Annotated in this window: 20 protein-coding genes and 2 pseudogenes; 3 read left to right on the top strand and 19 right to left on the bottom strand. The window is 47.4% G+C overall.

Translation table 11 applies throughout. The annotated features are described in order from the left end of the window. Positions 1 to 4: 4 nt before the first annotated feature. The 5 genes from AC2TDN_RS17125 to AC2TDN_RS17105 form a co-directional block, all read right to left on the bottom strand. Entirely contained in the window at positions 5 to 337 is a 333-nt protein-coding gene (locus AC2TDN_RS17125) for a 4Fe-4S binding protein (protein WP_484689228.1), read from the bottom strand. Next, positions 334 to 1944 (bottom strand): FAD-dependent oxidoreductase, encoded by a 1611-nt coding sequence (locus tag AC2TDN_RS17120; RefSeq protein ID WP_484689226.1) that lies wholly within the window; start codon positions 1942 to 1944, stop codon positions 334 to 336. The genes AC2TDN_RS17125 and AC2TDN_RS17120 overlap by 4 nt, the downstream gene beginning before the upstream one ends. Positions 1945 to 2019: 75 nt before the next feature. Then, positions 2020 to 2865 (bottom strand): ABC transporter permease, encoded by an 846-nt coding sequence (locus tag AC2TDN_RS17115; RefSeq protein ID WP_484689224.1) that lies wholly within the window; start codon positions 2863 to 2865, stop codon positions 2020 to 2022. 16 nt (positions 2866 to 2881) lie between these two features. Further along, positions 2882 to 3682 carry an ABC transporter permease gene (locus AC2TDN_RS17110; RefSeq protein WP_482067864.1) on the bottom strand — a complete coding sequence of 267 codons (801 nt, stop codon included), beginning with the start codon at positions 3680 to 3682 and terminating at the stop codon, positions 2882 to 2884. Positions 3683 to 3708: 26 nt separating this feature from the next. Next, on the bottom strand, positions 3709 to 4485 hold the full coding sequence (locus AC2TDN_RS17105) for an ABC transporter ATP-binding protein (RefSeq protein ID WP_484689222.1): 777 nt from the start codon (positions 4483 to 4485) through the stop codon (positions 3709 to 3711). Between the two features lie 313 nt (positions 4486 to 4798). Between AC2TDN_RS17105 and AC2TDN_RS17100 the strand changes: the two genes are divergently transcribed. After that, entirely contained in the window at positions 4799 to 5575 is a 777-nt protein-coding gene (locus AC2TDN_RS17100; RefSeq protein ID WP_482067873.1) for an exodeoxyribonuclease III, read from the top strand. A gap of 67 nt (positions 5576 to 5642) precedes the next feature. Here AC2TDN_RS17100 and murI read toward each other — a convergent pair whose 3' ends face one another. The 11 genes from murI to AC2TDN_RS17045 all read right to left on the bottom strand — a co-directional run bounded on the left by murI (position 5643) and on the right by AC2TDN_RS17045 (position 21527). Continuing rightward, positions 5643 to 6440 carry a glutamate racemase gene (murI, locus tag AC2TDN_RS17095; RefSeq protein ID WP_484689220.1) on the bottom strand — a complete coding sequence of 266 codons (798 nt, stop codon included), beginning with the start codon at positions 6438 to 6440 and terminating at the stop codon, positions 5643 to 5645. Positions 6441 to 6595: 155 nt separating this feature from the next. Next, positions 6596 to 8488: an LTA synthase family protein gene (locus AC2TDN_RS17090; protein WP_484689217.1), complete on the bottom strand. Its 1893-nt coding sequence runs from the start codon at positions 8486 to 8488 to the stop codon at positions 6596 to 6598. Positions 8489 to 8774: 286 nt separating this feature from the next. Further along, a complete protein-coding gene (locus AC2TDN_RS17085) occupies positions 8775 to 10892 on the bottom strand; it encodes an S-layer homology domain-containing protein (RefSeq protein WP_484689214.1) in 2118 nt (705 codons plus the stop codon). 308 nt (positions 10893 to 11200) lie between these two features. Next, positions 11201 to 11551: a hypothetical protein gene (locus AC2TDN_RS17080; RefSeq protein WP_484689212.1), complete on the bottom strand. Its 351-nt coding sequence runs from the start codon at positions 11549 to 11551 to the stop codon at positions 11201 to 11203. Positions 11552 to 11717: 166 nt separating this feature from the next. Beyond that, positions 11718 to 13211 carry an O-antigen ligase family protein gene (locus AC2TDN_RS17075; RefSeq protein ID WP_484689210.1) on the bottom strand — a complete coding sequence of 498 codons (1494 nt, stop codon included), beginning with the start codon at positions 13209 to 13211 and terminating at the stop codon, positions 11718 to 11720. A 135-nt stretch (positions 13212 to 13346) separates the two neighbouring features. After that, complete coding sequence (gene mglC / locus AC2TDN_RS17070) at positions 13347 to 14363, bottom strand: galactose/methyl galactoside ABC transporter permease MglC (RefSeq protein ID WP_484689208.1); 1017 nt, start codon at positions 14361 to 14363, stop codon at positions 13347 to 13349. A 30-nt stretch (positions 14364 to 14393) separates the two neighbouring features. Further along, positions 14394 to 15911 carry a sugar ABC transporter ATP-binding protein gene (locus tag AC2TDN_RS17065; RefSeq protein WP_484689205.1) on the bottom strand — a complete coding sequence of 506 codons (1518 nt, stop codon included), beginning with the start codon at positions 15909 to 15911 and terminating at the stop codon, positions 14394 to 14396. Positions 15912 to 16020: 109 nt separating this feature from the next. Further along, positions 16021 to 17031 carry a galactose ABC transporter substrate-binding protein gene (locus tag AC2TDN_RS17060; protein WP_482067853.1) on the bottom strand — a complete coding sequence of 337 codons (1011 nt, stop codon included), beginning with the start codon at positions 17029 to 17031 and terminating at the stop codon, positions 16021 to 16023. A 112-nt stretch (positions 17032 to 17143) separates the two neighbouring features. Further along, entirely contained in the window at positions 17144 to 18127 is a 984-nt protein-coding gene (locus AC2TDN_RS17055; protein ID WP_484689200.1) for a substrate-binding domain-containing protein, read from the bottom strand. Further along, entirely contained in the window at positions 18127 to 19878 is a 1752-nt protein-coding gene (locus tag AC2TDN_RS17050) for a cache domain-containing sensor histidine kinase (RefSeq protein ID WP_484689197.1), read from the bottom strand. Before AC2TDN_RS17050 ends, AC2TDN_RS17055 begins: the two co-directional genes overlap by 1 nt. Next, positions 19875 to 21527 (bottom strand): response regulator, encoded by a 1653-nt coding sequence (locus AC2TDN_RS17045; protein WP_484689196.1) that lies wholly within the window; start codon positions 21525 to 21527, stop codon positions 19875 to 19877. Before AC2TDN_RS17045 ends, AC2TDN_RS17050 begins: the two co-directional genes overlap by 4 nt. 329 nt (positions 21528 to 21856) lie before the next feature. Between AC2TDN_RS17045 and AC2TDN_RS17040 the strand changes: the two genes are divergently transcribed. Further along, complete coding sequence (locus tag AC2TDN_RS17040; RefSeq protein WP_482067849.1) at positions 21857 to 22243, top strand: SET domain-containing protein; 387 nt, start codon at positions 21857 to 21859, stop codon at positions 22241 to 22243. Positions 22244 to 22341: 98 nt separating this feature from the next. Here the strand turns inward: AC2TDN_RS17040 and AC2TDN_RS17035 are convergent, their stop codons facing one another. After that, the gene (locus AC2TDN_RS17035; RefSeq protein WP_484689193.1) at positions 22342 to 23988 is read right to left on the bottom strand and encodes a family 10 glycosylhydrolase; all 1647 of its coding nucleotides are present in this window, start codon (positions 23986 to 23988) and stop codon (positions 22342 to 22344) included. A 150-nt stretch (positions 23989 to 24138) separates the two neighbouring features. Between AC2TDN_RS17035 and AC2TDN_RS17030 the strand changes: the two are divergent. After that, positions 24139 to 24402 (top strand): annotated as a pseudogene (locus AC2TDN_RS17030) (transposase); the annotation flags it as partial. A gap of 197 nt (positions 24403 to 24599) precedes the next feature. On the opposite strand, the gene AC2TDN_RS17025 reads toward AC2TDN_RS17030, so the two are convergent. After that, positions 24600 to 24938 carry a helix-turn-helix domain-containing protein gene (locus tag AC2TDN_RS17025; RefSeq protein ID WP_484689190.1) on the bottom strand — a complete coding sequence of 113 codons (339 nt, stop codon included), beginning with the start codon at positions 24936 to 24938 and terminating at the stop codon, positions 24600 to 24602. A gap of 657 nt (positions 24939 to 25595) precedes the next feature. Continuing rightward, positions 25596 to 25853, bottom strand: a pseudogene (locus tag AC2TDN_RS17020) (SMI1/KNR4 family protein); the annotation flags it as partial. Positions 25854 to 26046: the final 193 nt, after the last annotated feature.

Here is a 26046-nt window from a genome sequence, read left to right as displayed (position 1 = left end):
TTGATTAAAATCTTGTTTTAACAGACAATTGAAACATATATTCGTGACTGGATACCGGCGTTCGTCCCTGCCCCCAGCCGACTTTCTCCCGGTAACCGCCGAGCAGCCCCTTCTGCACGATTTCCTCCTCGCTTATATGAATGACGGCTTCCGAATCCGGCGCCACATAGAGCGCATCCACCGGACAATACAACTCGCACATGAAGCAGGTTTGGCAGTCGCTTTGCCGCGCGATGAGCGGGATGCCGTTCTCTACGCGGTCAAAAACATTCGTGGGACAGACATTAACACACTGGTTGCACTCGATGCATTTTGACTCGCTGATGATTTCAATCAATTTATGACGGCCTCCTTCTGAACTTCCTGCGTCTTGACCCACACATGATCCAGCCCGCCGCTTACCAATCGGTAGCGCTGCTCATTATCCAATTGCGGGAAGTCTTCCCGTTTGTGCATTCCTCTCGTTTCGGTACGAACGCGTGCGGAATGATACATCCACCGGGCGGTCGCGGTCATGGCCGCCGCTTCGCGGGCTTTGACCCCATCAGAATTCAAGGTTACGGCTTTGCCGCGCAGCTCGTTCCAGATACTCTCGAGGCGCTCGATCGAACCATCCAACCCTTTCTCCGTTCTGAACAGGTTGCGGTCGTACGGCATGACTTCCTCTTGGATGGAACGAACGTATTCCTCCGTCTTCCGTGGAGCGGATTGATCCACTGCTTTGGTGGAGAGTGGAGAGGAGGACAAGCCTTTCAAACGGCGGAATTCCTTTTTCACGCCGAGGTTTTGAGCATACGCGGCCGCCCCTTCACCTGCGAACGATCCCGAAGACATCGCCCAAGCCGCATTATGGCTGCCGCCACCGGTGAAGCCGCCGCAGATCAGCTCGCGCGTTGCGGCGTCGCCGGCGGCGTATAATCCGGGCACTTTGGTGGCGCAGTGCTCGCTGGCGATATGAATTCCTCCGGTACCTCGCACGGTTCCTTCCAAACGCAGCGTGACCGGGAACTTGTCTTTGAACGGATCGATGCCGAGCCGGTCGAACGGCAGAAAGAAATTGGTCTGCCCGACGCGCAGCAGCGGCTGAATATCATCCGGCGCTTGATCGAGACTCGCGTATACTTGCCTTCCTTGCAGCAGGTTGCGGGCTATAACCGAACGGCCCCGCTTCGATCCGGCTTCTTCCACAACCGAACCGTCCTCATAATAGAAGCTGGCGTATTTGTAATAAGCCGTTTTGGTCACCGACGAGAATGTGGGTGAAATCGCGTAAGCATTCGAAAATTCCATTCCCGAGAGCTCCGCTCCTGCTTCCGCGGCGAGCAAGTAACCGTCTCCCGTCAGTACGTTGCAGCCGAGCGCCCTGCTGAGGAAGGCGCATCCGCCGGATGCGATAATGACTGCCCCTGCGCGCACGGTCCAGGTGTCGCCCGCTTGCGTGCGGACGCCGGTCGCTCCGCCAACGCCATGCTCATCCGCCAGCAGTTCCAGCGCGGGACTGTGGTCTAATATTTTCACGCCCGATTTCAGCGCCTTCTTGCGCATCAGCTTCATATATTCCGGTCCTTGAAGCCCTCTCCGGTATTGGGTGCCGTTCTCATCGAGCGGAAACGGATAGCCCCATTCGGCGATTTTGTTCATATTCTCGTAGGTCCGGTCGAGTACCCGATCCATCCACCCATTCTCTGCCAGATGGCCTCCCAGCCCGAAACGGCTTTGCTTTGCCTCTTCACGCAGCTGAGCGTCCGGCTTGATGTACCACACCCCAGTACCCGAAGGCGCCGTGGCGCCGCTCGATCCGCAGTATCCTTTATCCACAAGCACTACCTTCGCGCCTTTGGATGCTGCAGTAATCGCCGCCCACGTGCCCGCAGGTCCCCCGCCAATGACCAATACATCGGCATCCAACTGAAGATCGACCGCCTTTACACTCGTTTCACTCATTTTCCTTGCCTCCTATTTTTCATTATTGATCTATGGAACACATCTGCCATGTGCGACAAATGAAACCAATCAAGCTTAACCCCTGTAATTGTCTCGCCAGTGCAGCCAGCGTCGTTCCAACAGCCGCACAAGATAATCGAACAGCTTGCCGACGATTGCGAAAATAATGACCCCGACAAAAATGACTTCCGTCGTCGAGTTCTGCTTCCCGATGTTGATCAAAAATCCGATACCCGATTGTGAACCGATCAATTCGGCGACAACAAGGCCAAGCCATGAGACGGCCAAGGAAAGCCGCACTCCGAGCAGGATGTTCGGTAAAGCGGCGGGCAGGATGAGCCGCGTAATTTGTTTGAACCGGCTGAATTCCAGCACGCCCGCGACGTCGAACAGACGGTTATCTACGCTGCGTATTCCCGCGAACGTGTTGATATACATCGGGAAGAACGCCCCGTTTGCGATAATGAAGACTTTAGACGTCTCACCGAATCCGAACCATAAAATGATGAGCGGCGCGAGCGCCAGATGCGGCACCATCCGCAGCATTTGGAAGCTCGGATCGAGCACATGCTCCGCTTTCCGGGAAAATCCGACGAGCAGGCCGGTCAGCAGGCCCAAGCTGCCTCCTATGGCGAAACCGGCCGCCGCTCGCTGTATGCTGATGCTCAAATTGATGACTATTTCGCCTGACACGATCATCTCTTTGAATGACTCCAGTATCATGGCCGGTGTGGGAAGGAAGAAGGTGGAAATAAACCCCAGCTTGCCCGCAAGCTGCCAAACAATCACTATGATTACAGGAAGGATCGATCCGATAATAAAATCGTTTACTCTCGCTTTCCATTTCAAGACGGACCAAGAGGACTTCCGTTCATTTGTTCTGCCTATCGGCTGGACAAGCACTTCCACCTGGTTGCTCATAACGATGCATCGCCTCCTAGCCTTGATAATTGTCGCGCCACTTCAGCCACCTTCGTTCCAACAAACGGACGAGCGAATCGGTCAGCTTCCCGACGACTGCGAAAATGATAATACCTACAAATACGATTGGCGTCTTGCTAAACTGCCTCGCATCCGACATCAGATAGCCGATTCCCGAGGTAGAAGCCATGAGCTCCGCCACGACCAATCCGAGCCAAGAGATTCCAATCGAGAGGCGCACCCCCAGAAGTATGTTCGGCAGCGCAGCCGGAATGACGAGCCGAATCAACTGCTTAAACCGGCTGAAGCCGAGCACCCTCGCCACTTCAAACAGCTTGTTATCCACATTGCGGATACCGAGAAAAGCATTGATATAAAGCGGGAAAAAGGCGCCTTTGGCAATGAGCAGCACTTTCGATTCTTCCCCGATTCCGAACCATATGACGAACAGTGGCGCTACCGCCAGACTCGGAATCATTCGAATCATCTGGACGGTTGGATCGAATGCCCGCTCAGTCCGGCGGAACAGTCCTACAAGAATACCGCACAGAAGCCCGAACCCACCGCCAAGGAAAAAACCAAGCGCAGCGCGGGCAACGCTGATTCGAAAGTGCTCCCACAGCTCACCCGAGGCAGCAAGCTTACCGAAAGCTTTGGCAATTGTTACAGGCGTCGGGAACAACAAGGTCGAAATAACCCCAAGCTCGCCCAGCACCTGCCAGAAAACAAGAAGCGCGAGGGGCAGAAGCGAACCCAGCAAGAAAACCGTCGTTCGCTTGTAGCCTCCGGGTTTCGTGATTTCGGTCGATGCGCTCATTCTAGTATCCTCCCTTCATTTGGCCGCTAGATGCCTGCGCCGCTTTCGACTAGCTCCAGTTCCTCGATTCTCTCGAATTCGCCGATTACCTTATAACGCAGCTCCTGAAAGGCGACACTCGATTTCTTGCGCGGAAACAACAGCTCCACGGGGACAATTTTCTGAACCGTTCCGGGACGCGGCTTCAGAATGACGATCCGATTGGCCAGAAATACCGCTTCGTCAATATCGTGAGTAACAAAAATCATCGTCGTTTTGTTCTGTTGCCAAATATCGAGAAGCACCTCCTGCATATGCGCTCTCGTGAAGGCGTCAAGCGCGCCGAATGGCTCGTCGAGCAGCAGCACCTTCGGGTTGCGTAGCAGTGCCCGGGCAATGGCTACCCTTTGGGCCATACCTCCGGACAGCTCCCGCGGATACGATTTCTCGAAGCCCTTCAAGCGCACAAGTTCGATCAGTTCATCCACCTTCTTACGGATTTCCGGCTTATGCAGGGATAAGTCGGCGGCGATGTTCTTCTCGACTGTCAGCCATGGGAACAAGCGAGGCTCCTGAAAAATAAATCCCTTCTCAATGCCCGGCCCGGTCACCTGCCGGTCATTCAGCTTAACGCTGCCGTCAAAATCGACGTCGAGCCCGGCGACGATTTTGAGCAGCGTGCTTTTTCCACAGCCGCTCGGACCGATGACAGTAATGAATTCACCTTCTTTCACCGCCAGATTAATATTTTGAAGAGCCGAAATGGTGCCTTTGCCGGAATGAAAAGTCTTGCTGAGCTGCCGGATGTCGAGTAACGCGCTCATGAGTTTCATCCTTTCTCTCGTCCCGTTCGTTATTAACACAAAGAGGCATTCTCAATTGAGAATGCCTCCGTTCGAACGGTCGACCTTATATAATTTAGTCAAACCATATTATTCTTAGTGAATTAGTTGGTTTTAATATAACAAGAAACCGCCATGCTGTCAATGGTAGTGTAGAAGTTGGTTTTAAACCTGTACATACAGCTGTATGTACAGGTATAAAAATGATAATAAACGTCTGCATACTTGTTGAAATAGTACTCCTGTATGCTAAACTAGTAAATAAATGATAGAAAACGCAAGGAGATAAATGATGATCAAGCTCGTATCCTGGAACGTAAACGGTCTTAGAGCATGCGTAACCAAAGGCTTTAACGACTACTTCAAAGAAACAGACGCCGATATCTTTTGCCTGCAGGAGACGAAGCTGCAAGACGGACAAATCAGCATGGAGCTGGGCGAGGCGTATTTCCAGTATTGGAATTATGCGATTAAGAAAGGCTACTCCGGCACCGCTGTGTTCACGAGAATAAAGCCTCTATCCGTGCACTACGGCATAGAGGAGAACTCGGAGCCCGAAGGGCGTGTCATTACGCTTGAGTTCGACGGCTTCTACCTCGTCAACGTATATACACCGAATGCGAAGCGCGACTTGACGAGACTGGATTACAGAATGGAATGGGAAAATCGGTTCCGCAGCTACCTGCAGCAGCTGGATGCCGTAAAGCCTGTACTCGTATGCGGCGATCTGAACGTGGCGCATCAGGAGATCGACCTGAAGCATCCAAAACCGAATCTGGGCAACTCAGGCTTTACGTTAGAAGAGCGAGGCAAGATGACGGAGCTTCTAGAGGCTGGGTTCCTCGATACGTTCAGACATTTGTACCCGGATCGTGCGGATGTGTACAGCTGGTGGTCTTACATGCCGAAGGTGCGCGAGCGGAACGTTGGGTGGCGTATTGATTATTTTCTAGCTTCATCCAGGCTGAGCCCGCTGCTCATCGATGCGCAAATCGATACTCATATTTTGGGAAGCGACCACTGCCCTGTCCTGCTTATGATGGAGGATATTGAAGCCGAAGCTTCGGAATAGGCAGTACATTAAACTCGAATAGGCGGACGGCACTCAGGGCTTGAGCGTCGTCCGCCTATTTGCATCGTTAATTGGGGAGCGTCTCCGTCATGGCATCCTTTTCGCGCAAGTAAGCCAGCGCCGTCTGCATTTTATCGATATAAGCCGGCTCGTTGCCCGTACACCTAAATTGAACGTTTCCGGTTCCGCCGCCCCCGGCGAAGCCGTACCGGCTTAGCAAGGCTTGCAGACGCTTCACCGTCCCGGCATTCCCATCCACAATCTCGATATGAGCCGGAAGCAGCTCTCGCAAAATATCCTTGTAGAACGGGTAATGCGTGCAGCCAAGTACAATGATGCCGTAATCATTCAAATCATAATTAGAGAGCTTGGACCTGAAATATTCATTCATGATTTGTTTATCAAATTGCAGCGATTCGCAATAATGCACAAGCTCCGGCAGAGGCAGCGAATCGACGATTCCCATATCATCCACGCGGGAGACGAGCGCAAAATACTTAGGCATCTGAAGCGTTAATGGCGTTGCGAAGACGAGCACTCTTTTGCCCGTTGCACGGTTCATCTCCACCGCCGGCTTAACTGCAGGCTCCATGCCTACGATCGGAAGAGAGTATCGCTTCCTAAGCTCCGTAATCGCAATGCTAGTCGCTGTATTGCAAGCTACGACTAACGCATCCATTCCCTCATTCATCATCTTGCCAACCGTATCGAAAATGTACGCCTTCACGTCTTCCTTCGGCTTCGTGCCATAGGGAACGTGAAGCGTGTCCGCCATATAAAGAAAATCCTTGTCAGGGAGCCGTTTGAGCGCTTCCGCCAGCACGGTAAGTCCGCCGATCCCTGAATCAAAAAAACCTATTCGCATGTCTCATCGATTCCTTACGTTTAATGAAATAGAATAATCGGATAGAGCCTAATTCCATCTTAACTCATTCCCACCCTGCATTAAAGCTTATAATTGCTTCTTCGATGAAAAAAACGCCCCTCGTCCTTCATGGACAAGAGGCGCTCTATCGCATATTAAGGCGCTCGCTTCGGCAGCAGCCGGACATATTCATCCGAAAGCTTCATGAGCTCCAATATATAATCATAATCCTCGCGGTATTGGCTGAAATCTGCTACTGGTTCCTTCGTCCTAATATCGGTGGCCGTACCATCCTCGAATCCTTTGCCTGGCACGAACAAAATTTCATTGTTGAAAAATGACCCCGTCGGCAAATAATATCGCATACCGACTACATTTTGCGTCGTATTGAGCAAATCATGGCCAAAGGCCGTATAGCCTTCATCCTTGAGGGATATGCCAACCAAATTAGAAATCGTCGGCATAATATCCACTTGGCCGCCTACCTGATCAACGACTTTACCCTCTGCGCCTGGCACATGGATAAATAGCGGGATGTTGAAGCGGCTGACTAGACCGTCATATTTAATGCCCAGCTGCTCGCTGACCCATGCGGGATCATTATCCTTCGCCTGCAGCCCGGAGTGATCGCCGTATGCGACCAGCACCACATTTTCCCACATGCCGTTCGCTTTGAGTCCCTCTATAAATTTCCCGAGCGCGTAATCGGTATAATTGATCGCTGTTAAATAATCGCCTAGCTGCGTATCCTGCAGCGATTCCGGCATCTTAATCCGCTGGAGCTCGCTCGGCACCTTGAACGGATGATGGCTGGATGCCGTTACAAACTGCGCGTAAAAAGGCTTATTTTGCTGATCGAGCGCTTGAAGCTTCTCTAATCCGACCCGGTACAACTCCTCATCTGAGGCGCCAAAGGAATTAAAATGGTCATTTTTAAAAGAAGGCTTATCATAGTATGTTTCAAATCCTAAAGCAGAATACATTCGGTTGCGATCCCAGAACGTTACATCATTAATATGAAACGTGTTCGTGGCATAGCTGTTCTCTCCAAGCAATCTTGGCATACTGGGCACGACTCTGTTGCCATAACCGGTGGACATAGCCATAACGCCTGACGGATAGATGGAAGTGTTGGACATGAACTCGGCATCCGATGTGTTGCCCTGCCCGATTTGCTGGAAGAAATGCGGGAAGTAGAAGCTCTCCTTCGCCAGCTTATTCAAAACAGGAGTAACGGCTTGTCCTCCAACCGAAAGATTAATCGTAAAGTTTTGGAACGCTTCGAGCTGAACGACGATGACATTCTTACCTTTGGCGAAACCAAAGTAGTTCGGCGTACCTGCTGTCATCGCAGCCCCCGCTTGGTCAAAATAAGAAGTCTGAAGCGCCTCAGTGCTAGCAGCCGTTTCTTCCACGCTTCCGTTCTTAATTGCGTTCTGCTCCTGATTCGCTTTAATCGCAGCGACAACCTGATAATCTAGAAAGCCTAAGCTTTCAGCTTGCACGATCTCATTTGGGATAGAGCTGGCTGACCAGATGTATCCGCCCGATACAGCAACGCACAAAACAGCAGCCATACTTGCGATCAATGGCCTGACAACGCATCTTCGACCCTCGCTGCGCTTACCCCGTACAAGATTAATGATATACAGCAGAACAAATACGATAACATCTGCAAAAAATAAATAATATTTAGCTTGGATAATCGATCCTACGCTTGTCCGAATTTGCAGCACCTGATCCAATCCATGCAGTGCGGTGTATGTAGGCACCGTTCCATAATAGCTAAAATATATAGTAGAAGCGAAAAGTAGAAGCGACAGCACTGCATCCAGTATCCCAAATACCGTCCCTCTCCACTTCGCGGAGGTTACGATCTCAACGACCAGCAACAAGGCAAGCACCGCTGCCGCATCCGTAAGCAGACGATCCGCCTCTATGCCATTAAAGACGAATTGGCGAAACAGGACCATTTTCAGCATCATAACAACAAATAAAATAATAAACGGCGACCTATCGTAATTGGAACGGGTAGATATAAGCTTCAAGATCCTTCACTCCCTAGAAATCAACACTTGCTCCGAAAATAAAAATAAACCGTCAAGGAATGACGGCTTACTTAACTATTAATGTTAAGGGAATGTAAAGAAAAATGCAACGGCTAATATAGGATACCCTGAGGAAATAACCGTATTCGGAGATAATCTGAACGATATGGGCATGTTTGAAGGCTCATCGCATTATCGACGCTCGTAGGTGAAAGCAACGAAAATTGCAGAAGGGCATCCCTATCCTGAAGAACGGGAACCCTTGCGGGTTCCCGTTCTACGTTATTTATTTGACCAGCAAGGTGTAAATCGCTTTCGCGCTTTCTGCGCGTGTCAATTGCGCTTTAGGAGCGAATGAATTGCCGCTGCGGCCTTCAATGAAGCCAGCTGCATATGCTGTGTCGATGTAAGCTAGTGCCCACTCTGCAGCTTCGCTGCGATCCGCAAACTTCGCTTCAGCCCCAACTGCTAGCTTGCTGCCTGCTTTATGCTCGTATGCCCGAACCAATAGGGCTGACATTTCTTCTCTCGTAATCTTCGCGTTTGGTGCGAAGGTTGCAGCATCCTTACCTTGAACAATACCCGCTTGGCTTGCAGCAGCTACGGCTTCCGCATACCATGCGCTAGCGCTCACATCCGTGAACCCTGCCGGCCCAGTCGCTGTAAGACCGAGCGCTCTAACGAGCAATGCAGCAAACTCGGCACGCGTTACATCGGCTTGCGGTGCAAATTGATTCGCGCTTATACCTTTTATAATGTGCTTAGCGGCCATCTCTTTAATGATATCGGCTGCCCAATAATTAGCTGCCACATCCGTAAAGGATTTGTTATACTCCAAAACCGCATATTTACTGAAGTGATGAATATCTACCTTAAGCTCATCTCCAACAAGCTTGCCGCCTACATACTCCAGCTTGCCGTCATCGGCGATATAATACACGCCAATCAAAGATTTATTGCGACCTGCAGCCACTTTCAGACTGATCGTAATAGGCTCATCAAATTGGCTTAATACCGTTGTCTTGCCATCTTTCGTTACAACGGACAACGAGAAGTCGTAAATATCGCCTGCTGGCTTCACATCCGCATTGCTTTGCGTTTTTGCTTTGCTTAATAGATCAGATGATGCTGCGTCCGAAACCTTTTTATAATCAAATGAGATTTGGGCGCCTTCGAGCTGACTAGCAGGCAGTAACGCCTGAAGCTTCGCCAGCACCTTGGTTGGAATTTCTACGCTTAGGTCATCGCTGTCCAATTGCAGCTTGTTGCTGCCAATCGCTTCTGCCGCTGTAATAGGCAACAGAACTTGCGGCTTATCTTTGGCAATCGCTACCGTCACGACGCCGTCTTTACCGTTTTTCAAGCTATCCGTGGTGATAACTTGCTTTTCTTTATTGGGGTCCTCAATTAGAGGTCCACCACCAGAACCGCCAGGTTCACCTGTCGGGGGAGGGCCAGCTGTTCCCGTTGAATCAGCAACAAAGGAGAGGTTATTAAACCTTGTTATATTTTCACTTGTGAAATAATAAGTGTCCGCTCCTGTTTCCAAGCTATTAAATTTCAAATAGTTTCCATAGCGCAATACGGCTTTATATTTCTCCTTCGACGATGGCAGTATGACTTCATTTCCGCCGCTTGTGCTCGACAGCTGAAGTTCATAGGTCTCGCCCTTCACTAATGAAACAGGAAACTTCAAAGTAAAGATATGATCGCTATACACCACTTTTTGCAGCTCGCTATCGTACCATGAGTCTACTTGTACTTCAGATGCGTATGCAATTAGATTTATTTTACTATTTGATAATACAAAATCTGTTGGAACAGCAGCCGATCGATCAATTCGAGCTCCTTTTCCGTTATTTTCGGGCAGCTCTACTTGAATGAATGGATAGCCTGATTTTTCTGGTGTGAACGAAAAGAGCTTTTCTCCACTCTTGAGGTAAGAATTCTCTTTTTTTCCTGAGAGATATTCCGCAGTTTTCATCCGGTACAAATCCAATGCAACGGTTTCGTCTTCGTAAAGATACGATCCATCTTCACGTTTAGGAATAACAAACTCCTTCTTATCTTCTCCTTCTGTTATCTTCATTTCCTTTGTTGTATCCGAGCCAACAAACGCGCTATAAGCAACCCATTTGTAAGGTGTATTGTTATCGTCGTATTGTGTGCTCGCATTTGAAGACACTTTTCCAGCGATTTGTACAGCCTTGCCTGATGCGTCGATTCGTTCAACCGTCACGTTATCAGGGTCAGCTGTATAGATTCCCCCTGTTAACTCTCCCGTTGTTTCGTTGTAATCGAATCCTATGTAGGCAGCTGCATGAGAAAGGATTGGCATTAACATAGACAACAACAACAATGTTACTACTGAAGCACTAAACTTCTTGCGGAATGGCTTGTTCATCGATAAACTCCTTTTTTGAAATTTTTTACATAACTATTCTATTCTATCAAATATGATTTTCTATATCTAGGTTTTTAAGTCTTTATACTCTTTTTTTCCCTTCAAAATATTTTTTTAGTAAATTTATACAAAATAGAGATCAAGCACGATTCAGTTTCTTCCAGATTAAATCGCAAAGAAAATAGGAAGCCTATCGAGTTCCCATTATTCTATCTTTTATTTGACCAACAAAGTGTAAAACGCTTTCGCGCTTTCTGCGCGTTTTCCATATTACTCAAGCGGAAAATGGGAAGTATGCATATTAAATATTATTTAACTTCAACCTTGATTGCGTATGCAACAGATCCTTTTGACCATTTTGCAAAAAAAGAATATATATGCACTCCACTAACATCAGAGGCCTTAATTTGGTTAGACACTACCGTTATATTTTTAAAGTCTTTCTTACTTATTGTTTCAACAGCCCTTATCTCTTTTGGAGGATGATAAAATGATATATTAATTTTCGAGTTTTTAGGTACGACAATAGGCTCTTTATTTTTCATAATATCTGAAGGATCTCCATAACCGTCTTTTGTTCCCCAACTATAAGATATTACTTCTACAGGAATATTAGTCTCATTGTCCTCAGATACAGCTGTAGCATTAGGTAATGGCATATTGCTCAAACTCCCACAGCCAGTAGGTATCATAATACATATAAGCAAAAATATGAGTCTAAACATTAAACTCCCCTTTTCATCAATAAACTCAACATTTTTTTCCAAATCGAATGTAACATTTTTGTCGAGTTAGTGATTGCAGCACTGATAGGGTCTAAGATTACTAGAGCTTTTTCAGATGTTTAATAATAGAATCCAACAAGTCGTTATACAGCTTCTGTTGAGTTACCATATGCTTAGCCTTCACTAGCTTACTTGCAGCCCGCTCATAATAGCGAGAGTCCCCTGAATCATTGCCCATTCGTACATCTATTTTGGCTGATTCATATAGGATCGAGCTCGACCATGGAATAGCCCGCTCTGCCCGAACGAGCTGCGCTTGTGCATATTCCAGATGATTTGCTCTTACTGCTCTTACTGCTTGCTCCTTCCAATGGTAGCCGGCAGCCATCCATCCAAAGAAAAAGGCAACGAAAATTAAAGCCGAGCATGCTGCTGCAAGCTTAACCCCATTAACTTTTATCACCTTTATTTTCTGAGGCATATGAAGCATTAAGCTAATCAGCAAAGTGAGTATAAGCGGAAACGTCAGGTCAAAATCAAAGGCCGCGTGCAGGAGCATCATTGTGATCATAACAAATAAGCCTTTGCCTTCTATCTCATTCGTGCTTCCAGCCGCATGCCATACAGAAAGTCCATTCTTTATAAAAATAGCAATCAGAGCCAACCAGCATAGTCCGCCTATTAGACCGATATCCAAAAATACTTGAATATAGTGGTTGTGAATAAATTTTACAAAATACTCCTGAGATTGATACACATACTGAAGCACCGTCCAGCCGCCTCCGCCAGTACCTCCCCACATATAATCCATAAACATATGGATACTATCTTTCCAATACACCAAGCGGATTTGAAATTCTGATGTTTTTGTTTGAATGCTCGCCACGCGATTAAGAAAGAACAAAACATCCTGCTTAATTAACATGGCGATAATCAGACTTCCTAGATGGCAAACTGCCACGTAAAGGATTGATTTTTTTGTTCGTAATTGCGGAATAAGAAATAGGGTCACAGCTGCTGAGATAAGCCAAAGTATCCATACTGAGCGAGAGAAGGTTAAGAGCAAGCCAACGGCGTTGACTGTCAATAACAATAGCTGAAGCTTGGATTGGGTCTTAGCGAATGCAAGCATGCTTATGAGGATTCCTGCCAAAAGAATGATTGCGAGGGCATTGGCATATTGCAGCGTAGATTCCAGTCTTCCCTGTCGTTCGAGTTGAAACGCAATACCGATGAACACCAAGAAGGAGCCTATCCAAGGCCAGAGGTATAGGAGCTTTGCAAGCTTTTCACGCGCAAGCATCGTTGCCATCAAAGACAACGGAATCAGACTCGACACCCTTGATGCTTCTAATACAGCAGCTTCAAGATCTACAGCGTATAGGCAAGCAACCCAATAACAGGCTACAAATAATCCAATCGGCAAATGCAGCCAAGTAACCGAAACGGATCTTCTCCACATTAAAACAACAAAAAAACCTATGTAAGCAAATACATTCATCACTAGAAAAGTTTGCTCAACGATATAGCCCGTGAAGATAGCACCGCCCAGAAAAAACAACATCAATATGATATACACAAAAGAACCGCCCATCCTGCACGCTCCAAATCTATCGTTAATTATTGGCTATACTTAGTTCGACAAATATTTCAGATCCCCTCTACACCGCAAAAAAGGAGCTGCCCCAGGTCATCGACCTTACGGGACAGCTCCTATTTCCTGCTCGTGTTACTTCTTCGCAACGTATTTGCGAATATCGAATGCTACGGCAACGACGATGATCAAGCCTTTGATGATCAGCTGCCAGTTCGGGTTGATGCCGATGAAAGTCAAACCGTAGTTGATGACGGTGAAAATAAGAACACCTGCGATGATTCCTTTTACCCGGCCTACGCCTCCGGTTGTCGACACGCCTCCAACCACACAAGCTGCGATAGCATCAAGCTCGTACATATTACCATAGTTGTTTGACGCACCACCCGTACGCGCAGCTTCCAGTACGCCTGCCAGACCATACAAAGCGCCGGCAATCGCGTAGATCCACATCAGGTTGCGAGCAACGTTAATGCCTGATACATGAGCGGCTTGAATGTTGCCGCCAATAGCGTACATGTTTTTGCCAAGACGCGTTTTGTTGAAAACAACCCATACGATGAATGCTACGAATATAGCGATGAGTACGATATAAGGAATTGAGAATTGACCGTCGCCAATCGCGCCTGTTCCAATCTCCGTAAAATCCTTGCGCAGGCCGCCGATCGGCTGCGAGTGGTTAGGCGGCAAATCGAAATAAAGCGAGTTCATGCCATACACCGCAACCATTGTACCGAGCGTTGCGATAAACGGCGGAACGTTAAACTTGGCTACGATCAAGCCGTTCAAGAGTCCAACCAACAAGCCAACGATAATCGCAATTGCGATCGGGATGATGACTGACAGCTGCGGCAGGTTAGGGAAAAACTTGCTGGCGTAATCCGGCATTTGCAGCATCGATGCGGATACGACCGCACTGAGGCCAACGACACGTCCAGCGGACAAGTCCGTACCTGCGGTAATAAGTACAAAAGCGGCGCCAAGTGCAATAATTACCCTCGTAGAAGACTGCACCAGCATATCTCTAAGCGTTGTTATAGACAAAAAGTTGGCATCAATGATTCCGATTATTAAAATTAATACGACAAGTACAATCCAAATTGCGTTCTGCGAAAATGCATATTTTGCTTTCAAGCCTTTAGCTGTGGCCATTTGCCCTAAACCTCCTTAAATCCTTCATCATTAGCCCGTCTGTGCTGCCAGCCGCATAATACTTTGCTCGGTCGCCGAATCGCCATCCAAAATGCCGGTCGAGCGTCCTTCCGACATAATCATGATGCGATCCGACATGCCAATGAGCTCCGGCATTTCCGACGAAATCATAATGATGCTCTTTCCTTGCTTCGCCAGCTCAATAATAATGCTGTAAATCTCGTATTTAGCGCCAATGTCGATGCCCCTTGTCGGTTCATCCAGCAGCAAAATGTCTGGATCGGTCAGCAGCCATCGAGCCAGCAGCACCTTCTGCTGATTGCCGCCCGATAAGTTGCGAATAAGCTGATCGACTGACGGCGTTTTTGTTTTGAATTTCTCGACGCCTTTCGCCGCTTCTTTTCTCATCTTCGCTTCGTCTAGGAAGCCGAAGCGATTCTGATACATCCCCAGATTTGCGATAGCGGTATTCTCCATGACAGACAATACGGGGAAAATGCCCGTTACCCGCCGCTCTTCCGTTAACAGCGCGATTTTGTGCTTCTTCGCGTCAATTGGCGATTTCACCGTAATCGGCTTGCCATTCTTGTAAATCGTTCCCGATTTCACGGAACGAATACCGAATAGCGCCTCGATCAGCTCCGTACGCTGCGCTCCGACAAGCCCGCCTACGCCAAGTATTTCTCCTTTACGCAGCTCGAACGAAACATCTTTGAAAGAATGCGCATGAGGTGATGTTAAGCCATCCACCCGCAGCATGATCTCGCCTGGCTTGTTTGTCCGCTCTGGGAACCGGTCCGATAGATCGCGGCCAACCATACGGGTAATAATCGTATCGATAGTCAGCTCGGGAGCCGGCCAAGTGCCGATATATTTACCATCGCGCATAATCGTCACATCATCCGAAATGCGTAATATTTCTTCCATTTTGTGCGAAATATAAATAATGGAGACGCCTCGTGCCCGCAGCTTGTTGATAATAGCGAACAGCTGCTCAACCTCATTGCCTGTAAGCGATGACGTCGGCTCATCCATTACGATAATTTTCGAATTAAACGATACCGCTTTGGCAATTTCGAGCGATTGAATCTTGGATACGGACAATTCGCCGACAAGCTGGTTCGGATCAATCGTCATATTTAAATCCTCGAACAACGCTACCGTGTCGCGGTACATCTTTTTATGGTCAATGAACCGGAGAGGGGGAAAGCCTCTTACCGGAAATCTGCCAAGCCAAATGTTTTCCATCACGCTGCGCTGCGGCACCGGGTGTAGCTCCTGATGGATCATAGAGACGCCTTGGTTCAATGCGTCTTTTGAGTTTTTAATATCGACCTTCTGTTCATCCAAGAAGATCTCACCGGCATCCGGCTTATATATGCCAAACAAGCATTTCATTAAAGTAGATTTGCCTGCACCATTCTCTCCCATTAGAGCATGAACTGTGCCGGGACGTACCTTCAGCGTTACATCATCTAGCGCTTTGACACCTGGAAACGTCTTTGTAATCCCGTTCATTTCAAGCAAATAAGGATGCTGCTTTGCCATCGTATAGCCTCCTTTTATCCAGCCCACCTGGAAAGTGGGCGAAAAAAAACAGGGGCAACGCAAGTGACGTTATTCCCCTGCTTCTTGTTCATCCATCTGTCTGCTCGTATTATTTGCTTTCTTGCGTTACTTTTTGGTACGGAATCCAAACATATTTGCCATCCGTAATTTCAAAGCCTGTGTTTTCTTTCGTTGGCGTTTCGCCAGCCGCAAGTACACGCATAAGCTCAACTGTTGCTTTACCTTGGTTCGTTGCATCGTTCAGAACTGTTCCAAGCAATGTTCCTTCTTTCAAAGCTTGGTTTGCTGGATCTGTTGCGTCTACGCCGACAACCGGCATAAATTTATCGTCCTTGAAATAGCCGGCAGCTTTCAACGCTTCTATTGCACCAAGCGCCATATCGTCATTGTTAGCTAGAACAGCTTCGATGCTGTCGCCTTTGGAAGAAAGGAACGCTGCCATTTTTTCTTGGCCTTTAACGCGATCCCACATCGCTGTATCTTCAGCCAGCTTCTCTACTTTAATGCCTGCATCTTGGATCGCTTGAATGGAGAATTTCGTCCGAAGCTCAGCATCCTGATGTCCCGGCTCGCCTTTTAACATAACGTATTGCAATACGCCGTCGCCGTTTTTATCCGCTTCCGGATGCGCTTTCCAGTACTCAGCAACGATTTCGCCTTCCATCGTACCGGACTCTTCCGCTTTAGCGCCTACAAAGTATGCTTTATCCCATTTTGCCAAATCATCAGCAAGCGGCTCGCGGTTGATGAACACAACTGGAATGTTTGCTTTTTGCGCTTTATCGATAATGATGCCTGCAGCCGTACGGTCAACCGGATTGACCGACATCGCTTTTACTTTTTTCGTAATAAATAGATCAACCTTATCGTTTTGCGTTGGCTGCGAGTTTTGGCTATCTACGATATCTACTGCCAATTTACCTTCTGCCGCTGAATTGATTGCATTACGAACGCCGCTCATGAATGTATCGTCAAATTTATAAATCGCAACGCCTGCCTTTGGCAAGCCGCTAGTGCTTCCCTCTCCGTCTGAGTTTCCGCAAGCTGCTGCCGTAACCGCAAGTGCTCCGATCATAATCGCTGCCGTCCACTTTTTCATTTTTATTGACCCCCTGGTGGATTAATTAACTACAGCTTCATTATGTCGTATACAGCGATAGATTCACATTTAATATCCTCATCATTTTTATTAATATCCTCATGTCTTTCGATTATTGAACGACGGGGAACAGCAGTTTTTGATTTTTCAGCCAAAACATATTTTCCTCCGTAATAAATTCCATATCCATTTCCACGCGGGCAGAAACATTCTTTCCTTGCGCCGCCGCAAGCGCATGCTTGACGCCGAGATAGCCCATGCTGAACGGATTTTGCACTATTAACAGCTGCAATTGATTTTCCTGCAGCAATTCCAGAAGCTCTGGCGAGCTGTCGAAGCCGACCAGCTTAATCTTCTCCCCAGCCTGCCTGCGCTTAAGCTCAAGCGCCGCTCCGATCGATGTTTGTGTATTAAGCGACAGAATGCCGTCAACCTTTTGCCTATCCAGCATGCCGCTGACGGTTTGCTGACATTCGCTATATTCATCCGAGCAGGGCTTGCTGTCTACGAGCCGAATGCCTTCATATTCCGCAACGGCATCACGAATGCCCTGCTCACGCAGCTTGCCGTTAATGCCCCCTTTGGTGTACGCAACGATAGCTACGTCACCTTCGCCGCCAAGCTGGCCAGCCATCTCGCGCACCGCTGCTTTCCCGGCAACATAATTGTCCATGCCTATATAAGAGGCCGTCTCTCCTGAAGTGAGCAAGCTGTCGATTGCAATGACTGGAATATGCCGCTTGGCAGCCTCCTTCAGAAACGGTTCAAAGGCCCCATCGTCATTCGCTCCAAGCACAATGGCATCAGGCTTTGTCTCCAGCGATTGCATCGCCGTTTGCAGCTGGCCCGCAACATCACCTTCATCCGATGGAGCGGAGACATGCAGATTGATGCCAAATTCCCGAACGGCTGCCTGCGCGCCCATCGTCACGTTCTGCCAGTAGTCGCCTTTGCTTGTACGGAGAATAAGCTGAATCGTCTTCCCTGCCCGCTCCTCCTTCGGCTCCTGCTCATTTGGATAAAGGGCAGAATATAGCAGGTAGGCAGCTGCAAGGAAGAGAAGCACGCTAATGATGCTTCCTTTTTTCATGACCATTATGGCTGCTCCCCTCCTTCGACTTGCTCAGGCAAACGAGCAGGGAAACGAATCGTGACGGTTGTCCCGACTTCCAGCTCGCTTTCAAATTGCAAACCATACTTTTCGCCAAAATATAGTCTAATTCTTTCCTGCACGTTCATAATGCCTACACCTGATCCTTTCGAGCTAACGACTTCTCCCATCAGAATTTTGCCAAGCTGCTCCTCCGACATGCCGAGCCCATCATCGATCACCTTAATAACCACATCGCTGCCATCAAGCTTAACAGATACGACAATATGCCCCTTATCGACGGATGGCTCGATGCCATGCATAAGCGCATTCTCGATTAAAGGCTGGATAATAAGCTTCAAGGTTACACAAGACAAAGCCTCTTCTTGCATATCAAAGGAATAGTCGAATTTATTTTTGAAGCGCATCTGTTGAATAATCAAATAATTTCGAGCATGCTCCATCTCATCCGCAATCGGAATTAAGCTTTTTCCTTTGCCGATACTAATCCGGAACAGCTTCGACAGCGCCGTAATCGTCTTGATTACCTCTTCGTTCTTGTTCATGCCGACCATGCGGACGACCGTATTTAACGTGTTGTACAAAAAATGCGGATTAATTTGCGCTTGCAATGCTTCGAGCTCATACTTTCGTTTGCTCTCCTGCTCCGTGACGATTCGGTTCATCAATTGCTTGATCGTGCCGATCATAATGTTGAACCGATCCGCAAGATGCTTAATCTCAAGCGGTCCCTCGCCGCTCGCCGTTAGATCGAAGTCGCCTCGCTCCACGCTTTTCATCGATAGCTCCAGCCGCTTGATCGGCCTTGAAATACGCCGAGAAACCATGCTGGACAATAGGAAAACAATGAGCGCCAACGCGACAAGAAGCTTCGACATCGAACGGTTCAGCACCGCGCTCGTCGTCATCACCTCATCCATATACGATACGCCAACGACCTTCCAGCCTACGTTGCCGATCGTTTGGACGCTGATCATTTTCGCTTCCTCTGTAGATTCATCTATATAGCTCCCATAAGTATGCTTGAGCGCAAGCTCGACATTCTCATCCTTTAGACTCGCATAAATAAGCTCAAGCTGCGGATGATACACGATGTTTCCTGCCGATTCGTCAAGCATGTACACATACCCTTTCTGCCCTAAGCTTACTCGTTCGGACAGCTCATCTATCGTATTAAAATTTACATCAAGCAGCAGAACGCCGTTCACCTGCTTGCCATTATGCTGAACCGTAATGCTTTTGCTAATCGATACGACCCAGCGGAATTGCTGCTTGTACAGGTTTTGCACATGGGGAAGCGATATGGACAAATGCCCCGTCGTATCGAGAGCGCTTCGGAACCAGCCTTCCTCCGTCACCTTCAGCGTGTCCTTCAGCTCAACATTCGGCAGGTCGAACAGCAGCTGTCCTTTATCATCAAAGAGTGCCAACGAAACCGTATCAGTACGCGTAGACATCATCGATTCCAGCTGCCGGCGCATCGTGTCGGACTTTACATTTTCACTTAGACCAATCGCATGATGCATCATGTTGAACAGATCGGACGTAACCTCTACATAATTTTCAAGATTGTAGCTGACCTGATCGACGATTTGCTGCGAGTTGCGAAAGGCGTTTTCCTTGGCGGTAGCCGAGAATCGGCCATATAGAACGACGCTGACTATTAATATGATAAATACCGAGAACAACGTAAACGATATCGTCAAAATATACTGAATGCTTCTGCGCTGCATCATCTGCCTTGCTCCGTCAAGCCGCTTCGATATTCTTTGGCGGATAGTCCTGCATATTTCTTAAAGCTGAGGCTAAAATAGTTCGGGTCCGCAAAGCCCACCTTATCGGCAACTTCGAACGCTTTCAGCTCCGTCGTCCGCAGCAGCTCCTTGGCCGATTCCATGCGCAGCTGCAGCAAATAGGCGCCGAACGTCATTTTCAGCTCTTTTTTGAACAATCCGCTGAAATAGCCTGTGCTGATATGCAGCTGTGCGCAGAGCTTCGCTATCGATAAATCGCTTTCGTGAAAATGGCTCTTCGTATAGCTGATCGCATCCTCCACAATTTGCTTATACGTATGCTGCCTGCGGCTGGCGATACGGCTTCTCACCTTCGCACACAGCTCACCGAACCAAGCCTTCGTTTCCTGCATGCTGTTCAGCTTCTGATATTGATTCAATATCCCCCAGCTGCCCCCGAATATATCATCGGAATCGCTCTCGTGGATTCTTGTTAATTTGATAATGGCTGTAACCATTTCGAGCAAATAATGCTGGTATTCATGTACAGGCGCCTGAACGCGAGCGATTTCGTCGAATAGACCCTCAACGACCTCCTCCAGCTCCTTCTCTGTGCCCAGCTTGACGGCGCTAATCAAACTTTGCTCCTTCCACTCGTCGAAGAGCAGCTTCTCATGGTCGCGATTCTCCATATCATCAATGCAAATAATTAGGTTATTGCCAAGAATTCGCCGATAATCGAGAGCGACCATTGCGGATTCGTATGCATACTTCAAATTGCCGATATCCCGTGTGAACGTTCCGACGCCAATCATGACCGGGAACCGCAAAAACCTCTCGATGCTTTGCAAAATTTCTTTTAGCGCATCCTGCGTTTGCTCCATAATCAGCTCAGAGTCCGGGCGCGGACTCACGGAGAACAGCACGACCTGATCCTGATGAATAAAGACTTTGCCAAGCTCATGTCTCGCCCATATTTCACTCGCGATGTTGCAAACCGAAAATAGCTTCAGGTCCAAATCAGTTGACGAGGCTAGTGAATTCGTCGAGGGCTGAGCAGCTTCCTCATTTCCGATGTCTGAGTGGTTCACTGCAATAATCGATACGACATAGCCTTCGCCCTCGAGCTGCATGTCATATTTGGCTGCTTTCACCAAAATATCCTTAGGCTGCTGCTTGCGCGTAATCAAGGACGATAAAAACTTCTCGCGCACGATGGGCAAGCTTGTACGGTAATGCTCCTCTAGCAGCTCGATATTGCTCCGCTTCTCCCGCTCCTCGTCCATCCGCTTGGCAACCTCTGCAATCGTCTCCGTCAGCTGCTCGGCTGAGAACGGTTTCAAAACATATGCCTCAACCTGCAAATGAATCGCCTGCTTCGCATATTCGAACTCATCATGGCCGGACAAAATTACGATCCGCGTAATGGGATACATCTTCCTCGCCCATTCCGAGAGCTCAAGCCCGTTCATATAGGGCATACTAATATCGGTAATGAGCACATCCGGCTCCATTTTCTCAAACAGCTCCATCGCTTCCTTGCCGTTTCCTGCCGTTCTTACCTCTGTGAAGCCGCAGCTTGCCCAGTCCATTTCTATCATTAATCCTTCCGTTACTTCCGGCTCGTCATCGACTAGCAGCAGCTTATACATAAGGCTCCCCCTAAAACATAGCTTTGAGCGCGACGCCCCCTTGCGGACTGCGTATCGCCAATACCATTTTGCCATATATTTTGTCTTTGTAAAAATAGCATGGCCTGATTAGATTATGGTTTGTCATTCGCCATGCTATTTATTCACTATAAAATGTGCTGCACATCAATAAAGCCGGGCTCTCCAGCGGAGCTCCCGGAACTAAATATATGTGCCGCTAGCACGAGATGCTGGCTATTTCCTCATTAAATTGCTATATTACCTAAGATGAGTTAGATTTCTTATACAATAAGGGTCTCCTTAGACTAAAGAAAACGTAGGTGAGCAACATGATTGAGGTAAAGACTTCCAAGCTTAGCGACGGAGAGTTCAATAGAGGGGTATTCGCGACACGTGATATAGCAAAAGGCGATCTTATTCACGAAGCACCGGTAATTCCCTTCCCAAATGAAGAGCATGAACACATAGAGAAAACCTTGCTTGCTGATTATGTGTTTGAGTATGGCGCTAACCACACCGCAATTTTACTGGGCTATGGCATGCTGTTTAACCATTCCTACACGCCTAACGCCTACTATGATCTTAACTTCGACAACCATACGGTTGATTTCTTTGCTCACACGGCAATTACGGCCGGGGAAGAGATCCTCATTAACTATAATGGCGAAGTCGATAACGAAGATCCGCTATGGTTTAATGAAGATAAAGAAAAGTAATAAAGGTTAACGGCATGAAACGAGGCAGCTCAGGAGAAAATAAACCCGGGCTGCCTCGTTTTTCACACTTCGGATCCTCAATCTAATCACAAATAAGCTTATTTGAAATAATAAGTCCGAAGCACATCCATTAAGCCGAGCTGGTTTTTCCGGAGATCCTTAGCGCTGAAGAAAACATCGCCCTTCACTTCCGGATATTTCTTGTTGTACTCCAGCTGATTAATCATTTCCTGTACGCTTTTCCAGCCCGCTTCCTTCGTGCCGAGCTTATACGGTGAGTGCCCGATATACAGGTCAACCCCCGTTCCTTTCACTTCTTGTACCCACCAATCTACAAGCTTGTCATAGCGTGCAGCATTAAAGGAGAGGCTCCAATAAATTTGCGGATTGATGTAATCAATCCACCCCTTTTGAATCCACGTTCTTGTATCCGCAAACATATTATCGTACGCCGTTACGCCTGCGCTTGTATCTGAGCCCGACTTGTCCACTGACTTATTCCGCCACACCCCGAATGGGCTGATCCCGTATTCCGCCTGCGGCTTCACCGCGTGAATCGACTCTCCAAGCTGACGAACAAATTCATTGATATTGTTCCGGCGCCAGTCCGCTTTTGATGTTAATTTACCGGCATTATTGCTCTTAAAGGCTGCCTCGTCGTCAAAAGCCACATTCGACGGATAGAAATAATCATCCAAATGCACGCCGTCAATCGCATAGCCGTTCACGACCTCCATGATCGTATCGATAATATGCTGGCGTGCCGCCGGGATACCGGGGTTAATGTACAGCTTGCCTCCTGCATTCACGATCCAGTCTGGCTGCTGCTTAGCCACATGATTCACAGCCAGCTGATCGATCTTTGTATCCACATTTGCCCGAAACGGATTGAACCAAGCGTGGAACTCCATTTTCCGCTTATGCGTCTCCTCGATCATGAAAGCAAGCGGGTCATAAGTTGGGGCAAGACCTTGTACGCCTGACAAATATTTTGACCATGGAACAAGCTTTGAAGGATACAAAGCATCGCCAGTAGGACGCACCTGTACGAAGACTGCATTTAACCCCATCCCTTGCAGCTCATCCAGCAGGCTTATGAATTCACCCATCTGCTTCACTGGATTCTGATAGGAGGACGGAGTGGGCCAGTCCAAATTATACACGGTGGAAACCCATGTTCCGCGCAGCTCAGGCTTTGTGACTGGTCCTGTATTCGGATCTGGAACAGGAAGCGGATTTGGATCTGGCTCTGGATCAGGATCTGGCTGGACAATGCCGCCTGTCGGATCTTCGACCGCTGCTGTCAGCAGCGTAATCGTCTGCTCCGCTTGATTCCAATTAACCGTTAATCCGAGCTGCTCGCTGACGAACCGCAGTGGTACCATCGCCCGTCCGGCTTTGACCTGCACGGATGCGTCCAGCTTAACGCTTTCCCCATCTACGGTTGCAGTTGTGCTCCCGCTGGTCATCGAAATCTCTTTATTTCCGCTGCCTTGAATCGTTACCGACCTCTCCTTGGCGTTCCAATTCACGCTGGCGCCTAGTTCTTCACTAATGATACGAAGCGGTACCATCGTTACATTAACCTTCGGAAGGATATAAGGCGATACATCGCTTGTAATCGTTTTTCCGTTCAAAATAATGCGAATGCCTGTCTTTTGTGCCGCTTGGCTGATTGGCGCAGCTGCAGTCAAGCAAATAGCTGCAAGCAGCAGCCAGATGGACCATTTTCCTAATAATTTCATGCGTTTCAATTCCCCTATCCCCAAACCATGTAATATAGTATCAAAAAGTTAGACGATAGTTCCTATTCATTGGTTTCATAAGAGAAAACAAACAAAAAACTAATATGAGACAAGCATCGGGAGCACTGCAGAAATAACAGGAGAAAATTCATTAATAAATCGGCATATGTGGTGATCGGTATTGGTTTGGAAGGGCATAAAGACGTCCTCGGCATGTGCACTGGAAAGCATGAATCCGTCAAGTTCTGGCTAGATGTGCTGAACGAGCTCAAAAACTGTGGCGTGAAAGACATCCTGATTACCTGCGTAGATAACCTGAACGGATTTAGTGAGGTGATCGCCGCAGTTTATCCCCAAAACCTTTGCCCAGAAGTACATCTCGTTCACCAAATACGAATCTCCATAAAACACATTCTGGACGGGACGTGTCCAAGGTCGGGGAAAAATTATTCTTCAGTTGTTCATCCACTTTGTGGAACGAATCCCCCCTTATATCCAAATCCTTTCCAATATTTCATGTGCTTTATTGCCCTGATCGTGATTATAAAGATCATGATATAAATCTCCTTGAAGCGTAATAATAATCTTCTCTATTTTCAAATCATCGTACATCATTCGTTCCTCTTCTTGATAAGGAACAATTGACCTTGTGTATTCATGTTCATTTCCATCCGTATCGTTAAAATAGTCAGGAATTTCAAAAGAATCACGGTTAGATTTCGATTCAGATAGTCTAGCCTCAGCCCGATCTCTTCTATTTTCGATAACTCTTTTTGAAAGTATTCTGCATCCAGATTGGATAACTTAGACTGGGCTTCTAGCTTGGCTTTTGGGATGGGTCTACGCTTACTCAGCCAGTCCGTAACCGTAGATGGTGTAATCTCCATATTCTCAGCTAATTTTTTATACGTTCCGTTGTATAACTTTACGATGAATTCTAAATCTATCATAAATATTCCTCCACGTCTTGGTGTAAATACATCTTTGAAATTCCGATACGTCAATAGTTTGAATATAAATATTTCACTAAAAAAAGCCACTTGGAGTGTATACTCTCATGTGGCAAAAGAAATGTTATAAATAAAATTTTCGGCTCTGCTTTAGTAAGCGTCAAATCCAGCCCACCTTCAACGTCCAAACCATTCATGAGAAAATGAAGGCAACCCAATGAAGGAGGTTGCCACATGACCACGAGAGAACAACGTCGTCAAGCATGGATTGAACGTATCACAAATTACAAGTGGCCTTACCATGTCAGCATGGTGTACCGCCCAATTACTTTAAGCTAGATCAACTCAAATATTGGCTCTACTGATTCTGTAGCCGAAAGTGTATTTCCCCAAATATCATACTCATATTCGTTTAATACGGCACCTGTCGCACTTCGGATATCGACTACATCACCTTGTCATCCATTATGCTGGTAACTACTGCCTTCGCTATTCGGGACTTTAACTCTAGTGATAATGCCCATGCTGAGCGCACAAAAAAGAAGCGAAGGCATTCAGCCCTCAATTCTCCAAGAAATCATAAAAATTGTGTCAATTACTCTTTGTATCCAAACCATTCTAAATAATAATATTGTGGTTCTAATATTGATATAACTTTTAAATTGTATCGTATGCATCCCCAAGAGAAACAAAGTCATCCTCTAACCAATACCAGTAATCACCTTTGTTAGCTATTAATCTTGTCAGTAACTCCGTGAATGAATTAGCAATAATTGAGTTTTCACCAACTACTCCATGCCTGTCAGTGTAACTATCATAACACCTACCGAGTCTTTTACTTGATAAATCGATTGTAATATATTCTGAGCTACTTCCAACACCGATAATATACCAATCTGCAGTTATATCTTCTTCACCATGACTTATGCAGTTCATGAGATTAACCGGTAATTGTGAGAATCTATGTTTGAATAAACCGGCCACATGGTCATGGAGAGATTCTTAGGCCAGTATGCTGAAATAAGGCTTGCAAAACGGCGTACCTAAAGTCAAGGGGTTTTCCGGCTTTTAGCTTACATTTCTATGACTATTAATCGGTTTCCATCGC

Source organism: Paenibacillus sp. Y660 (assembly GCF_057221575.1).
This window is presented reverse-complemented; position numbering and strand designations above follow the sequence as displayed.

Excerpts from the sequence above, each read along its gene's own strand:
- AC2TDN_RS17120 (WP_484689226.1), bottom strand. The coding sequence starts at position 1,944 with ATGAGTGAAACGAGTGTAAAGGCGGTCGATCTTCAGTTGGATGCCGAT.
- AC2TDN_RS17115 (WP_484689224.1), bottom strand. The coding sequence starts at position 2,865 with ATGAGCAACCAGGTGGAAGTGCTTGTCCAGCCGATAGGCAGAACAAAT.
- AC2TDN_RS17110 (WP_482067864.1), bottom strand. The coding sequence starts at position 3,682 with ATGAGCGCATCGACCGAAATCACGAAACCCGGAGGCTACAAGCGAACG.
- AC2TDN_RS17105 (WP_484689222.1), bottom strand. The coding sequence starts at position 4,485 with ATGAGCGCGTTACTCGACATCCGGCAGCTCAGCAAGACTTTTCATTCC.
- murI (WP_484689220.1), bottom strand. The coding sequence starts at position 6,440 with ATGCGAATAGGTTTTTTTGATTCAGGGATCGGCGGACTTACCGTGCTG.
- AC2TDN_RS17085 (WP_484689214.1), bottom strand. The coding sequence starts at position 10,892 with ATGAACAAGCCATTCCGCAAGAAGTTTAGTGCTTCAGTAGTAACATTG.
- AC2TDN_RS17080 (WP_484689212.1), bottom strand. The coding sequence starts at position 11,551 with ATGCCATTACCTAATGCTACAGCTGTATCTGAGGACAATGAGACTAAT.
- AC2TDN_RS17075 (WP_484689210.1), bottom strand. The coding sequence starts at position 13,211 with ATGGGCGGTTCTTTTGTGTATATCATATTGATGTTGTTTTTTCTGGGC.
- mglC (WP_484689208.1), bottom strand. The coding sequence starts at position 14,363 with ATGGCCACAGCTAAAGGCTTGAAAGCAAAATATGCATTTTCGCAGAAC.
- AC2TDN_RS17065 (WP_484689205.1), bottom strand. The coding sequence starts at position 15,911 with ATGGCAAAGCAGCATCCTTATTTGCTTGAAATGAACGGGATTACAAAG.
- AC2TDN_RS17060 (WP_482067853.1), bottom strand. The coding sequence starts at position 17,031 with ATGAAAAAGTGGACGGCAGCGATTATGATCGGAGCACTTGCGGTTACG.
- AC2TDN_RS17055 (WP_484689200.1), bottom strand. The coding sequence starts at position 18,127 with ATGGTCATGAAAAAAGGAAGCATCATTAGCGTGCTTCTCTTCCTTGCA.
- AC2TDN_RS17050 (WP_484689197.1), bottom strand. The coding sequence starts at position 19,878 with ATGATGCAGCGCAGAAGCATTCAGTATATTTTGACGATATCGTTTACG.
- AC2TDN_RS17045 (WP_484689196.1), bottom strand. The coding sequence starts at position 21,527 with ATGTATAAGCTGCTGCTAGTCGATGACGAGCCGGAAGTAACGGAAGGA.
- AC2TDN_RS17040 (WP_482067849.1), top strand. The coding sequence starts at position 21,857 with ATGATTGAGGTAAAGACTTCCAAGCTTAGCGACGGAGAGTTCAATAGA.
- AC2TDN_RS17035 (WP_484689193.1), bottom strand. The coding sequence starts at position 23,988 with ATGAAATTATTAGGAAAATGGTCCATCTGGCTGCTGCTTGCAGCTATT.
- AC2TDN_RS17025 (WP_484689190.1), bottom strand. The coding sequence starts at position 24,938 with ATGATAGATTTAGAATTCATCGTAAAGTTATACAACGGAACGTATAAA.